This is a genomic window from Faecalibacter rhinopitheci (assembly GCF_015234135.1).
GTDB classification, from domain to species: Bacteria; Bacteroidota; Bacteroidia; order Flavobacteriales; family Weeksellaceae; genus Empedobacter; species Empedobacter rhinopitheci.
The window spans coordinates 113,030-127,137 of the sequence record NZ_JADGIK010000001.1; the positions used below are offsets into that span (position 1 = coordinate 113,030).

Here is a 14,108-nt window from a genome sequence, read left to right on the forward strand (position 1 = left end):
TGTGTTTTTTTTTACACCAAACACCACATCCAGATTTAATAACTTAGCAATGAATTAATTAATTCATGAAGTTTTTTTGCATTTGGAAGCATTTCTTGCTCTAAATTACTGTTCAAAGGTATTGCTGGCATATCTTTAGCACCTAAAATTCGAACAGGAGCATCTAAATACTCAAAACAATTTTCAGAAATTAGACCACCTATTGCTTGTGCAAATGAATTTGAAACTTGTTCTTCTGTTAAAACAATGCATCTTCCATGTTTCTTAACCGATTCGAAAATAGCATTTTCATCGAGAGGAACTAAAGTTCTAAGATCAATTATCTCCACTTGGTTATCGAAATTTTTTGCAGCTTCCTTAGCCCAATACACTCCCATACCATATGTAACAATAGTAATCGTATTTTTATTGGATGAAATTGGTGCATCTTGTACAATACGTGCCTTACCAAATGGAAGAACATAATCTTCGTCTGGCTCAATAGTAGCAGCATCTTCTGTACCTTTCATTTTTGACCAATATAATCCTTTATGTTCTAACATAACTACGGGATTCGGATCGTAATAAGCAGCTTTCATTAGACCCTTTAAATCTGCACCTGTAGAAGGATATGCAATTTTAATTCCTTTGATTGAAGTTAAGACACTTTCCACAGAACTAGAATGATAAGGTCCTCCACTACCGTAAGCACCAATTGGTACACGAAGTATCATTGATATTGGCCATTTTCCATTTGATAAATAATTAGAACGCGCAACTTCAGTAAATAATTGATTAAGTCCTGGCCAAATATAATCTGCAAACTGAACCTCAACAATAGGCTTAAGACCAACTACTGACATACCTACAGTAGAACCAATAATAAATGCTTCTTGTATAGGCGTATTAAATACACGATGTTGTCCAAATTGACTTGCTAATGTAGCTGCTTCACGAAAGACTCCTCCTAAACGTATCCCAACATCTTGTCCATACAACAAAGATTCAGGATGTTTATCCATGATTTCACGAATTGCAAATAAAGCAGAATCCACCATTACTGTTTTATGCTTACCTATTGGCTCTCGATTTCCCTTCTCCTCTGTAATTGGAGTTGGTGCAAACACATGATCATATAAATCTTCAGAGCGAGGATCCTCTGCAACTTTAGCTTTTTGGTAATCTGAATAAACTAATTCACGAATTTCAGATTCTATATTTTCTACCTCATCTGCAGAAAAATCATTTTGATACAATTCTTCTTTTAAACGATCATAAGGGTCGCGTGCTTGTGCTTCTACTAAATCATCTCTGTACCATTCTTTACGAACACCTGAAGTATGGTGATTCAATAAAGGAACTTTTGCGTGAACTAACACAGGACGATTTTCTTTACGAATGATTGAAATTGCCTTTTCAATCGTTTCATAAGATTCAAGGAAGTTAGTTCCATCAATAGAAAAGACTTCTAATCCTTTAAACCCTTTAGCAAAATGCGCCATATCTTGGGCACGAATTTCATCAGCAGAAGCAGAGATATCCCATTCATTATCCTGAACTAAATATAAAATTGGTAAACTTTTCAAAACAGCCATTTGTAAAGCCTCTGAAACTTCACCTTCTGTACAACATGCATCACCTAACGAACAAACTGCAATTGGTTTTTCATCCTTAATGATTCCCATCTTTTGTGCATATTGAATTCCCATTGCAACTCCAGTTGTAGGAATAGCTTGCATACCTGTTGCACTACTTTGATGAGGAATTTTAGGATAATTTGGATGATTAAGACTTGGGTGAGAATAATATGTACGCCCACCAGAAAAAATATCATCTCGCTTAGCTAATAATTGAAGCATTAACTCATAAGGGGTAATTCCAATTGCTAAAAGCATAGCATCATCACGATAATATGCACTTAGATAATCTTGAGGTGTTAACTGAAGACCAGTTGCAATTTGAATTGCTTCATGCCCACGAGAAGTAGCATGAACATATTTTCCTGTTGTCGCTTTTTCATCTTCATAAAGTTCAGCCAATGATTTAGCGGTAACTAAGAGACGAAAAGCTTTTTTTAATAAATCTATATTGGTTTGATTATTTTGAATTTCCATTGAATTGTGATTTTGTAATTATTAAATGGATTGATTGATATCCCAATTTTCCATATAATCAGAAATACGTTTTAAGAAAACACCACCTAATGAACCGTCAATTACACGATGATCAAAAGAAAGTGATAGATACATAAATTGGCGAACAACAACTAAATCTCCGTACTCAGATTCTAGAACTGCTGGTTTCTTTTTGATTACACCTGTGGCAAGTATAGCAACTTCAGGTTGATTAATAATAGGAGTGCCCATTAAATTCCCAAAAGTTCCGACATTGGAAATTGTAAATGTACCACCAGAAATATCATCGGGAGACAATTTATTATTTCGCGCTTTATCCACAATAGAATTTACACCTTTAGCTAGACCTTCTAGATTTAATGTATTAGCAGATTTAATTACAGGTACAATTAAATTGTTATTTGGTAAAGCTGTTGCAATCCCAATATTAATATCATGATGTTTTATAATCTTAGTTTCCGTTTCATCGACAGAAACATTTATCATAGGAAAATCTTTTATTGCTCTTACTACACAATCTACAATTATAGGTGTATACGTTAGCTTTTGATTATACTTAGCTTCAAAGGCTTTTTTATTTGCCTCACGCCACTTCACTAAATTTGTAACATCAGGCTCTACATACGCTGTAACATGAGGAGAAGTTTGTTTACTTTTCTTCATGTGTTTCGAGATTAATTGACGCATTTTATCCATCTCAATAATCTCGCTATTTCCCGTAGAAGAACTTGTACTAACTACTTTCACTTCTTCTATCTTTTGTTGTGATGGATTTTTGATGTAATTAAGAACATCATTTTTAGAAATACGGCCATTATGCCCAGAACCGTCAATTTTTAAGATTTCATCAACAGCTAGATTTTCTTCTTTGATAATTTTCTTAACCAAAGGCGAAAGAAATTTAGAAGGTTTTGAGATTTTATCTTCTGGAATAATTTCTGATGATTGCAGAGAAACATCTTCAGCAGAAGTTTCAGTCTTTGGATCCTCAGCAAATTCAAGAATAGCGAACACTTCACCAACAGGAATTATATCACCTTCCTCAAATTTTAATTCTTTAATAATTCCGGAATGAGTTGAAGGAACTTCAGAATCTACTTTATCAGTGGATACCTCAGCAATTGTCTCATCAAGTGCGACAACATCACCAACCTTCACATTCCATTTTGATAATGTAACTTCAGTAACACTTTCCCCTAACCTAGGGATCGTTAATTCAATTTTATTCATTTTGTTGTTTGCAGTTTGAAAATTGAAGATATTAATAAATTTTATTTTAAACAGCTATATTTTAAAATATTAAAAAAAGGCTCATTAACATGAGCCTTTTTAACAATAATGATATATCAATAATATTAATCCTCTGTTAAATCTGTTTTGTATGTTTCTGGAATTGTAAAATAGTTAACACAAATTGCTATAAATATTAAAATTAATGGATATGTTAACCCAACATATGGAGACATAGCTGCTGAAACAATTAATGTACTCTTTATTAATTCAGTAACAAATGTAGTTCCTCCACCAATAAATCCGTTACCCATATTTTGTGCAAATCCCATACTTGTATAACGAATTTTAGTTGGGAAAATTTCTAACATAAATGCACCAAGTGGTCCATATGTAGCAGCACCAGCAATAGAAGTGATTAAACTAACAGCTGCAATTCCTAATATTGCAGGATTACCTATGGAGTGAATTTCTTTTAACCCTTCTGGGTTACCAATTGTCATATATAAGTAGAATGAAATTGGGATTAAAAAGAAAGAACAAATCATCCCTCCTAACATGATAGGTTTACGCCCTATACGATCTGATAACGATCCGAAATACTGATAAAAAATTGAACTAAACAAAGTTGAAATTAATACAATAATTAAAACTGTTTCGTAAGGCAACATTACTGCACGCTGTAAGAAAAACAATGTTACAAATAATGTAGTTTGCATAATTGTAGATTGAGCAGCATTTCCTCCGAAAATTGCTTTCAACATAATTTTAATATTTCCAGGAGTAGTGAAAGCTTCTTTAACTGGAGATTTAGAAGTTTTTCCGTCTTTCTTTAATTGTTCAAAAACTGGAGATTCGTGTAGTTTTTTACGGATAAAGTAACTCATTATTACCAATAATCCACTGAATAAGAAAGGAATTCTCCACCCAAATGAATTGAATTGATCTTCTGTTAAGAAAGATTGCGTTAAAAATACAACTAATAAACATATTAATAATCCAATCGGTACAGTTGCTTGGATAAATCCTGTATAGTGACCTCTTTTGTGTGCCGGAGCATGTTCTGCTACATAAATAACAGCACCTGCATACTCACCTGATATTGCTAAACCTTGCATTATACGACATATTAATAATAATACAGGAGCAAACCAACCTACACTTTCAAATGTTGGAATACAACCAATTAAAAATGTTGCAGATCCCATTAAGATTAACGAAATAAGAAATGAATACTTCCTTCCTACACGGTCCCCTATACTACCAAAAATTAAAGAACCGATAGGTCTAAACATAAATGATGATACAACCACAGCTAAAGTTTCTAAGAAGTGAGAAGATCCATCGTTAGGAAATAATTGTGTAGATAATACTCCCGCTAATATAATAGCTAAGAACATATCATACCATTCGATCAACGTCCCGACTGATGACGCGATAATAACCTGAAGAATGCTATTCTCCTTTTTTCCTGTTGTAGAATTAATTGCAGATTCCATAACTTAAATTTTATTAGTAATTAAAATGTGGTGATTAAAAATTGAATAATGATGTTAAATGAAAGCGATAGTTGGTAGCTAAGAATTTATTTTCAAAACCTGTTGCATCGTTTGTTGCATCTGCCCAACGTGCAGAACTTCTTTCCATTTCAAAACGAAACTTTAAAGCTTTACTTGCAGTAAAATCTATTCTAGGAACTACTTTGTATAAATAGTTTACAGTACGTCCATCCGGAGAAGCAGATAAAGCTCCCCAATTAGTTGTTACTCCATAAGATGTAGAAAAAGCACCTTCTACCGGATCTTTAACACCACGGTTATAAACTACTCCTGTGAATGCACCTAAAGACCACCTTCCTTTTGAGTTTTGCTGAATGTCCATCCATACACTTTGTGTATTTATTGGTTTATAAGTTTCAACTTCTCCTGGTTTTTGATATCCTACATATCCACCTAACATTACAAATGTTGCAGCATCTTGCATAAGATACGCTGATGCAGTAATAGAAAGCGGTTTAGTGATAAGTTTTGCATATGCCATAGCAGAGAAACTTTCTACTCTTTCATTAGATTTATAACCTTCTGAAACTAGTTTTGGCTTTAAGTTTTCATATTGTCCTGCTAATCCAGCTACGAACTTATCTGATTTATACTGAAATTGTAAATGAGCTGCAGGTGTTACACTATTGCGATAAGGCTCTGTATTAGGTGTAAAGTCTCTCTGAGAATGTAAAGCAGCAATTACTTTGAATTTATCGCTAATTTTGTGAGTTACTCTTATCTGAGGATTTCTGTTAAGTCCATATACAGGAGCTCCTGTTCCATAGTTTACCATATTTGGTAATGCCTCAGTCACTACAAATGGGTGCCAAAATTGACCAAACCCAACTTGTGTTTTCTCCCAATCTAACATTACATAAGCATGTCTTAATCGAAACTCATTAATACCGCCTTCTGTAGCACCAAAAAATTCACCTTCTAAAATCCCCGAAGTTTTAGCTCCTAAGATTTCAGGTCCTTTTAAATTAACTCCAGCTCTAGATATAATAGAAAGCATATGAAATTTACCGACAGCATTAATATCATTACCATCTAAATCTAATTGCCGATCCTTTGGATAAAGCATTACAGCATTTTCACCAGCTCCAATATTTTGTCTCGTATCTACAAAAGCATCATTACGGATAAATCCATAAAAATCAACTTTTACTTTTTGATTATTTAATGATTCTAATGCAATTTGATTAACAAGTATAGAATCATTTTGTACAGTTGTTAAATTTTGAGCATACGCTTCTAGCCCACTGAATAACGCAGTTATCAGTGAAAGATTTATTAGTGTTCTCCTCATTATATTTGTGATAATGTGTTAAAATTATACAAATATTTTACACGAACAACTGTTTGTAAGTGTTTTTTTTACACTAATAATAAATAAGTAGATTATTATTTAGATGAGTATAATATGAAGCAGATTTCTACCTTTAAAAACCTATTTTTGTTAGTTTATTAAATATAGACAATAATTTATATGAATGTTTTTAGTGCATTATTTAAGCACTTATTTAAGATTTACAGAGAAAATTTGTAGATACTTTCCTCCTTTTTCATCTTTCGTGTACTTATTGTATATTATTATATTTCCTGTTTTATCCCAGTTAGGAATACCATATATGTCCATATCATTAGATATTAAAACATTATAAGAAAACGTAGATATATCACATACAATCAAAGAATTATTAGATAAGAAAACCACTTTATCTCCACACGGTGAAAGATTAAAAGGAGATTGAATAGACGATTCAAGAAAAGTAACTTGATTCATTATATTTTTTGAAAAATCATGACAAAATAGTTGAGTAATTCCTTTTTCATCTTCCATTAGAAAAAACACTCTGTTTCCATCAGGAGAAGATCTCAACCAATGCCTCAACTCTGATACGCCTTTTGGTGTATAAGTAACCCTATTAACTTTAATCGAAATTGGTACAGTTGGCAAAGAGAATTCTGATCCACATAATCCTTGAGACATATATAATTCTTCATTGGAAGGAATAATTGCTCTGAAAATTTCAGTTTTCCTTCTCCCTTCTTTATCTCTCACCCAGCATTGAAAAACTAATTGTCTTTTATCTCCTAACCAACATTCGTCAAAAGCTTTTTCAATTTCGTTTGTGCCTGGTGTTGCATTCTCTACAATTTCAGAAACTATAACAGAAAACATTTTACCGGAAATATTATCCTTGGTATTGCAATTTGGAACCTCAACCATTTTTGGAAACATTATCCCTACAACTCTTTCTGTTTTGATATTGTTTTGAGCAAGTATTTCATCATTGTATGTAAAACTAATAAGTTCTTGTGTTGGATGCCAACAATGTGAATGAGTTCCTCCACGAAGTGCTCCTTTAGTATATGGCGCTATAATATTACGTGCATCCATATATTCTTTCATATGTGGTGTATTAGTATTTACACTAACACCCGTTCTTCGCGACATACTATAAGGTTTTTCCTTAGAAGCATTTTCGATCCCATGAATAAACATAACCTTTTCTTCAGAAGGAGAATATGTTACTGCACCAACTCCTGGCCCATATATTGTTGAATTATCCACTTCATACAAAACCTGTATTTCTTTGGTATTTATATTAACTCTTTCTATACGAGTTGTAGTAGCTATAGCAGTATCTTCATTTCGTGTATCATAAACTATCCAATTATTATCAGGAGATGTTACTTGACAATGATGTAAAGTGTGACCATAACTTCCGAAAGTTAATTGTCGAGAATTATAAGAATTCATGTATTGTTTTATTACAAATTTATAATGCTTGGTAAAAATTACCAGAATAACTTTAACAAACTTTTGAGGGAAATATATTTCGAATTGAGTAAATTTAAGTATATAAACCAAAAAAAATAAATTTATGTCTCAAAAAGCTCAAGAAACAAATGTTTCAGAATTAGTAGAAAAATTAAAAGATCCAAAACATATTCTTCTAAGAAGAAATAACCGATTAAAGAAGAAAAGAAGAAATAATGCAAAATCGTAATTACATATCTTTTTATACTTGTATATAATAAATAGATATGTTTGTCATTAAATAAGCTATGACATAACGTCAGCTTAATTTTACAGACAAGTATAATCAATCAAAAATTAAAATAATTTTATATTCATTTTTCCAATGCATATAAAAAAATAAAAGAGTTCAGTTATGAACTCTTTTATTTTTTTATAACATAATTACTCCATTAATTTTAGATACTTCATTATAAAATTTAATAACTTGATCTGAATCTAGTGCATAAATTTGTACTGAAATAGACGTATATTTTCTATTTTTTGAAGCTTTATAGTCATATTTAGGATTAGCTTTCACAAAAATACCTTTTATTGCATTCATTGTTTCTTCGCTAGTAGGATAAATAAATTTAAATGTATAATCCGCAGGAAAAGATGTAACATCATCTAATCTCTCTTTAAATTTTACATAAAAATCATCTTTATTTAAATTATCTCCATCATTTAGATTTTGGAAATTAACATTCATATCACTCATTATTCCTATTTTATCTCATTAAAGCATAATCTATGCCAACCGAATAATTAACAAAATAAACCTAAATAGAATGTAAACATGTCAGTTAGTTTATATATTAATCAATTATACTTTATAAAAATTATATTATAAACTATTATAGCTATTCTACTTTATATTAAATACTTTTTATCAATATTTGATTTACAAAATAAATAAAAACATTATGTGTGGGATTTTAGGAGTATTCGAAAAAGGCGAATTAGATATACAAAAAATACAACAATTAAGTAAACGTATGAGACATCGTGGTCCAGATATGCAAGATTTTCAAGTCAATGCTTCTAGAACAGGAATAATTACTCATGAACGTTTAGCTATTATCGATTTAGAGAATGGTAAACAACCTATTCAAGGTTCATCAACTGCATACGTAGTTCATAATGGGGAAATATATAATCATATGCTATTGAAACAAAATGAACTTAAGGATGTTGAATTCAGAACAAATTGTGACAGCGAAGTTATTGTCAAACTATATGAAAAATTTGGTCATGACATTTGTAATAAGTTAGATGGCGTTTTTGGATTTATAATAATGGATGAAGACAAATATATGGTAGCGCGTGATCCTATAGGCATAAAGCCATTATATTATGGTAAAGATCAATCGGGTGCTTACTATTTTGCTTCAGAAATGAAAGTAATTGAAGATCAGGTTGAAGATTTATTAGCTTTTCCTCCAGGTCATTACTTTACAGTAGAAACGGGATTTGTAAAATATTATCAACCTGATTGGGAAGACTATACCGTTTGCAATGATAAATTAGAATTAGATAAGCTTAAAGATGCATTAATTGAAGCAACAAGGAAAAGATTGATGAGCGATGTACCTTTAGGTGTTTTATTTTCAGGTGGATTAGACAGTTCATTAATTTCATCAATTACTGCACGAATGTTAAAAGAACAAGGAAAAAAACTCCATTCTTTTTCTGTGGGAATAGACGAAAATGCTCCTGACGTTATTGCCGCTAAAAAAGTTGCTAAATTTATAGGAACAGAACATCACACAATTAATTTCACATTTGAAGAAGGATTAAAAATTATCAATAAATTAATTTGGCATTTAGAAACATATGATATCACATCAATTAGAGCTTCCACTCCTATGTACATTATGTCAAAATATATTACAGAGATAGGCATTAAGGTTGTTTTATCAGGAGAAGGTTCTGATGAAATTTTTGGCGGATATTTATACTTCCATAATGCACCTAGTGATGTAGAATTTCAAAAAGAAACTATTCGACGTGTGCAATTATTAAGTACTGCAGATTGCTTAAGGGCGGACAAATCCACAATGGCTTGGGCTTTAGAAGCTAGAGTACCATTTTTGGATCGTCATTTCTTAGATGTTGCAATGAAAATAGATCCAACATACAAAAGACCAGATCTACATTCTGGAAAAATGGAAAAATATATTATTCGTAAAGCGTTCGATGATTTAGAAAATCCTTGGCTACCTAATGATATATTATGGCGCCAAAAAGAACAATTTTCTGATGGTGTTGGATACTCATGGATAGATCAGTTAGTAGAATATTGTGCGAAACAAGTTACGGATGAAGAAATGAACAAAGCCGAATCGTTATTTCCTATTAATACGCCAACCACGAAAGAAGCTATGTATATGAGAAAAATTTTCCATAGCCATTTCCCAACTGTTGCCGCTGCAGAAACTGTAAAAAAATGGGTTCCGAAATGGCAAGAAAATGAAGATCCATCAGGTCGAGCTTCCAACATTCATGAAAAAACTGTAGAAATAAATGAATTAACCATTTCATAATCTATTCTTTAAATATTATAAACAACCCTAAGTATTGTTGATTTTTTTTTAAAACTTATGTTAAATAAAAAGACACTTATAATGTTATAAGTGTCTTTTTTATCTATCGTGGATTTTTCTCCCATCTTCTACCTTCATCTGGAGAATAACGAATACCTTTCGTAGTTTCAGCAGATAACTGTTGTCCATTAAAACTAAATTTAATGAATTCACCTGTAAAAGCAGTAGGTTTAAAACGTCTTTCCCAACTTGTTCCATTATCTCGAGAAAAAAATAGTCCCTTTTCAGCAATTGCTAAAACAATTGGACCTAAATCAATAATATCTTTAAATTCTCCAACCTGATAATCGCCTTTAAAACGCATCTTCCAAGTTTTACCTTTATTTATAGAATACTCGATTTGTCCGTATACTTTTTGACTTATTCGGATATGTTCTTCTCCTAAATTTAATATGTCTGCCATTTTATTCTTTAAAGTGCCAAAGATAATGAATAAAAAATGACTTAATGATTTCTTAAAGCTTCTATATTTAAATTAGCCAAATTAATTTCAGTTCTTAAAGAATTAAACACATACATTTCTAAATCGTCTACATAGTTTAACACAAAATCATATTTTAAATCTTCATGTTGTTTCTCCAACAGTTTTAGGATAGTTTTCAACTTTGTAACTTGATATACACGCGCTTTGAAAGCAAAAATTGTATCCTCGTTTTGGATGGTTTTAAAAAACTCTGATGATTTCACCAATAAGAATGTTCTAAGCTCCAATTCGTAAGAAGTGCTTTTAGTTACTTTTGCGAAATGATTAATTTTTCCGGATAAATTTCTTATTAAACTGAGATATAACTTACCTCTCAAATAAACACTTGCAGCAGAAATTAGATGTCGGTTGGCATCAAGCTGCTCATTAATCTCATTTTTTAAATCCTCAAATCGCTTTATTAAATCAAATTCATCTTCTAAAAGCTTAAAATGAAGTTGTTCTATTAAGATTTGATCTTTATTGATTAATCGAACCAACATTTGATCTTTCTCTTTGGTTGTTAAATCAAGTATTGCTTGTTTAAGTTCTGGTATTTGATTAACGTTTAACTTCTCTTTCATACAAATAAAATGTATTCATAAAACATCCTTAAAGTTCCGAAAAAATAAATTAGATTCAGTAAATTCTTTTAACAATCCTATAAACATCATAAAAAAAGCGGCCACTAATGTAACCGCTTTAAAATATTTTAAATAGAATTTTCTATTATTGTCCTAAAATGTAAGCAAATACTAATGGCGCTACGATAGTTGCATCAGATTCGATCATAAATTTAGGTGTATCAATATCTAATTTACCCCAAGTGATTTTTTCATTTGGAACTGCTCCTGAGTAAGAACCGTAAGAAGTCGTAGAGTCAGAAATTTGACAGAAGTAAGACCAGAAAGGTACATCTTCCCACTCTAAATCTTGATACATCATTGGAACTACACAGATTGGGAAATCTCCAGAGATACCTCCTGCAATTTGGAAGAATCCAACTCCTTTACCTGCTGAATTTGCACGGTACCATTCTGTTAAATAAATCATGTACTCAATACCAGATTTTACAGTATGTACATTTAAGTTTCCTTTGATAACATTCGCTGTAAAAATATTCCCTGTTGTAGAATCTTCCCATCCTGGACAAACAATTGGTAAATTTTTCTCCGCTGCAGCTACAATCCAAGAATCTTTAGGGTCAATTTCATAGTATTGCTCTAATACTCCTGAATTAACAACTTGGTATAAAAATTCGTGTGGTAAATATCTTTCCCCTTTAGCTTCTGCAGCATGCCAAACATCCTCTAAATGTTGTTGTAAACGACGGAATGCCTCCTCTTCAGGAATACAAGTATCAGTAACACGGTTAAAATGTTGATCTAATAATTCACGCTCTTGCTCAGGCGTTAAATCTCTATAATTAGGGATACGCTTGTAGTGAGAATGCGCAACTAAGTTCATTACATCTTCTTCTAAGTTTGCACCCGTACAAGAAATAATATGAACTTTATCTTGACGAATCATTTCAGCTAAAGAAACACCTAATTCGGCAGTAGACATTGCACCTCCTAAAGAGATTAACATCTTTCCTCCTTCTAATAAATGTTGTTCATAACCTTTAGCAGCATCTACTAATGCCGCAGCATTAAAGTGACGGTAATTATGCTCAATAAATTGACTGATTGGACCCTTGCTCATTTTATGTATAATTTATTTTTTTATTGTATAACCTAATGTGTTTAATATTCCTTCATGACCTTGTTCATCTGAATACACAGTTGTTTCATAATTTTCATCAATCAACACATATTTAGGCTGAGGAATTAAACAGTGATGTACTCCACCAAAACCACCAATATTATCTTGATAAGCTCCTGTATTAAAGAAACCAATGTATAAAGGTTTTGCCGAATCATATTTTGGTAAATAGATGGCATTTGTATGTTGTTCAGAATTGTAATAATCATCTGAATCACAAGTTAATCCACCTAAAAGAACACGTTCATATTTATCATACCAACGGTTTACTGGCAACATCACAAAACGTTTAGAAATTGCCCACGCATCTGGTAATGTTGTCATGAAAGATGAATCAATCATATCCCAATACTCACGATCATTTTGTTTCTTTTGGTATAAGATTTTATAAACTACACCTCCAGATTCTCCAACTGTAAAAGATCCAAACTCTGTAAAGATATTTGGAACTGGAATTCCTTCCTCATCACAAATTGACTGAATTTGTGACAAGATTTCCTTTGCCATATATTCATAATCATACTCAAAAGTTAGAGAAGATTTAATAGGGAATCCACCTCCAATATTTAAACTATCTAATTCTGGACAAACTTTCTTTAAGTTAACATATACGCGTAAACATTTTGTTAACTCATTCCAATAATACGAATTATCTTTAATTCCCGTATTGATAAAGAAATGTAGCATCTTTAATTTAATGCGGTCATTTGGCTTTACCATATTTTGGTAAAAAGGAACAATATCTTTGTATCCAATTCCTAATCGAGAAGTATAAAATTCAAATTTAGGTTCCTCTTCTGAGGCAATTCGAATACCGATTTCAAAATCACCTTCAATAGCTTCAGAAAATAAATCTACTTCTTCATAATTATCAATTACGGTGATTGTTTTACGGTGACCGTTATTTACTAAACGAGCAATATTCTCTACATATTCCTCACGTTTAAATCCATTACATACAACGTATTGATCATGTGTCATTAAACCTTCGTCTAATAAGCTTTCTACAATATTAATGTCATATGCAGAAGATGTCTCAATATGGATATCATTCTTTAAAGCTTCTTTTACGATATGTTTGAAGTGAGAACTTTTAGTACAATAACAATAGTTGTAAGTACCTTCATAGTTTAATTCTTGACGTGCTTTTTCAAACCAACCTTTTGCTTTTTGAATATTCTGAGAAATCTTCGGTAGATAAGTAAACTTTAATGGTGTTCCATGCTCTTCAACCAACTTCATCAAGTCGATACCGTTAAATTTTAGAAATTCACCATCTAATTCAAATTCTTCTTTTGGGAAATCAAATGATTGGGTAATTAGGTCAATATATTTAGTTTTCATTATGCTTTTTTAAATCTTAATTAAATATTACGTGATAAAACAGATACGCTAACAGTTGAAATCAACAAACCAATTAGCTTGAGAATTAACCATTAAACACGTAAAGCATATGAAACCTGTCGTAGTAATAACTGGAAAGATAATTTTTTTAATCCGTTGCTTTTTTGAAAAGCCAGAAAACCAAGATTCTTCCCCAACTTAGCTCCCTCGAAAAAAAGGTCAACACCCATTAATAATTAA

12 protein-coding genes are annotated in these 14,108 nt (G+C 31.5%); 2 read left to right on the plus strand and 10 right to left on the minus strand.

All coding sequences use genetic code 11. The annotated features are described in order from the left end of the window. Positions 1 to 35: 35 nt before the first annotated feature. From IM532_RS00550 to IM532_RS00570, 5 genes are all read right to left on the minus strand, one after another. Positions 36 to 2,093 (minus strand): alpha-ketoacid dehydrogenase subunit alpha/beta, encoded by a 2,058-nt coding sequence (locus IM532_RS00550; RefSeq protein ID WP_194181495.1) that lies wholly within the window; start codon positions 2,091 to 2,093, stop codon positions 36 to 38. A gap of 21 nt (positions 2,094 to 2,114) precedes the next feature. Further along, positions 2,115 to 3,344, minus strand: coding sequence for a dihydrolipoamide acetyltransferase family protein (locus IM532_RS00555; RefSeq protein WP_194181496.1), 1,230 nt, complete (start codon positions 3,342 to 3,344; stop codon positions 2,115 to 2,117). A 125-nt stretch (positions 3,345 to 3,469) separates the two neighbouring features. Beyond that, entirely contained in the window at positions 3,470 to 4,843 is a 1,374-nt protein-coding gene (locus IM532_RS00560) for an MFS transporter (RefSeq protein WP_194181497.1), read from the minus strand. 34 nt (positions 4,844 to 4,877) lie between these two features. Next, entirely contained in the window at positions 4,878 to 6,194 is a 1,317-nt protein-coding gene (locus IM532_RS00565; protein WP_194181498.1) for a DcaP family trimeric outer membrane transporter, read from the minus strand. Between the two features lie 210 nt (positions 6,195 to 6,404). After that, positions 6,405 to 7,652, minus strand: a complete 1,248-nt coding sequence (locus IM532_RS00570; protein ID WP_194181499.1) for a DUF3748 domain-containing protein — start codon at positions 7,650 to 7,652, stop codon at positions 6,405 to 6,407. 124 nt (positions 7,653 to 7,776) lie between these two features. Between IM532_RS00570 and IM532_RS13745 the strand changes: the two genes are divergently transcribed. Then, on the plus strand, positions 7,777 to 7,902 hold the full coding sequence (locus IM532_RS13745) for a hypothetical protein (RefSeq protein ID WP_262892197.1): 126 nt from the start codon (positions 7,777 to 7,779) through the stop codon (positions 7,900 to 7,902). 183 nt (positions 7,903 to 8,085) lie between these two features. Here the strand turns inward: IM532_RS13745 and IM532_RS00575 are convergent, their stop codons facing one another. Then, positions 8,086 to 8,412 (minus strand): DUF493 domain-containing protein, encoded by a 327-nt coding sequence (locus IM532_RS00575; RefSeq protein WP_228063622.1) that lies wholly within the window; start codon positions 8,410 to 8,412, stop codon positions 8,086 to 8,088. A gap of 205 nt (positions 8,413 to 8,617) precedes the next feature. Between IM532_RS00575 and asnB the strand changes: the two genes are divergently transcribed. Further along, positions 8,618 to 10,237 carry an asparagine synthase B gene (gene asnB, locus IM532_RS00580; protein WP_194181500.1) on the plus strand — a complete coding sequence of 540 codons (1,620 nt, stop codon included), beginning with the start codon at positions 8,618 to 8,620 and terminating at the stop codon, positions 10,235 to 10,237. 103 nt (positions 10,238 to 10,340) lie between these two features. Here asnB and IM532_RS00585 read toward each other — a convergent pair whose 3' ends face one another. The 4 genes from IM532_RS00585 to IM532_RS00600 all read right to left on the minus strand — a co-directional run bounded on the left by IM532_RS00585 (position 10,341) and on the right by IM532_RS00600 (position 13,868). Then, a complete protein-coding gene (locus IM532_RS00585; RefSeq protein WP_194181501.1) occupies positions 10,341 to 10,700 on the minus strand; it encodes a beta propeller repeat protein in 360 nt (119 codons plus the stop codon). Between the two features lie 41 nt (positions 10,701 to 10,741). Next, entirely contained in the window at positions 10,742 to 11,344 is a 603-nt protein-coding gene (locus IM532_RS00590) for a hypothetical protein (protein ID WP_194181502.1), read from the minus strand. A 145-nt stretch (positions 11,345 to 11,489) separates the two neighbouring features. Continuing rightward, a complete protein-coding gene (locus tag IM532_RS00595; RefSeq protein WP_194181503.1) occupies positions 11,490 to 12,464 on the minus strand; it encodes a deoxyhypusine synthase family protein in 975 nt (324 codons plus the stop codon). Positions 12,465 to 12,476: 12 nt separating this feature from the next. Further along, complete coding sequence (locus IM532_RS00600; protein ID WP_194181504.1) at positions 12,477 to 13,868, minus strand: type III PLP-dependent enzyme domain-containing protein; 1,392 nt, start codon at positions 13,866 to 13,868, stop codon at positions 12,477 to 12,479. Positions 13,869 to 14,108 lie beyond the last annotated feature (240 nt).

Bases quoted from the DNA above. Each gene is read 5' to 3' on its own strand.
- IM532_RS00550 (WP_194181495.1), bottom strand. From the start codon at position 2,093: ATGGAAATTCAAAATAATCAAACCAATATAGATTTATTAAAAAAAGCT.
- IM532_RS00555 (WP_194181496.1), bottom strand. From the start codon at position 3,344: ATGAATAAAATTGAATTAACGATCCCTAGGTTAGGGGAAAGTGTTACT.
- IM532_RS00560 (WP_194181497.1), bottom strand. From the start codon at position 4,843: ATGGAATCTGCAATTAATTCTACAACAGGAAAAAAGGAGAATAGCATT.
- IM532_RS00565 (WP_194181498.1), bottom strand. From the start codon at position 6,194: ATGAGGAGAACACTAATAAATCTTTCACTGATAACTGCGTTATTCAGT.
- IM532_RS00570 (WP_194181499.1), bottom strand. From the start codon at position 7,652: ATGAATTCTTATAATTCTCGACAATTAACTTTCGGAAGTTATGGTCAC.
- IM532_RS13745 (WP_262892197.1), top strand. From the start codon at position 7,777: ATGTCTCAAAAAGCTCAAGAAACAAATGTTTCAGAATTAGTAGAAAAA.
- IM532_RS00575 (WP_228063622.1), bottom strand. From the start codon at position 8,412: ATGAGTGATATGAATGTTAATTTCCAAAATCTAAATGATGGAGATAAT.
- asnB (WP_194181500.1), top strand. From the start codon at position 8,618: ATGTGTGGGATTTTAGGAGTATTCGAAAAAGGCGAATTAGATATACAA.
- IM532_RS00585 (WP_194181501.1), bottom strand. From the start codon at position 10,700: ATGGCAGACATATTAAATTTAGGAGAAGAACATATCCGAATAAGTCAA.
- IM532_RS00590 (WP_194181502.1), bottom strand. From the start codon at position 11,344: ATGAAAGAGAAGTTAAACGTTAATCAAATACCAGAACTTAAACAAGCA.
- IM532_RS00595 (WP_194181503.1), bottom strand. From the start codon at position 12,464: ATGAGCAAGGGTCCAATCAGTCAATTTATTGAGCATAATTACCGTCAC.
- IM532_RS00600 (WP_194181504.1), bottom strand. From the start codon at position 13,868: ATGAAAACTAAATATATTGACCTAATTACCCAATCATTTGATTTCCCA.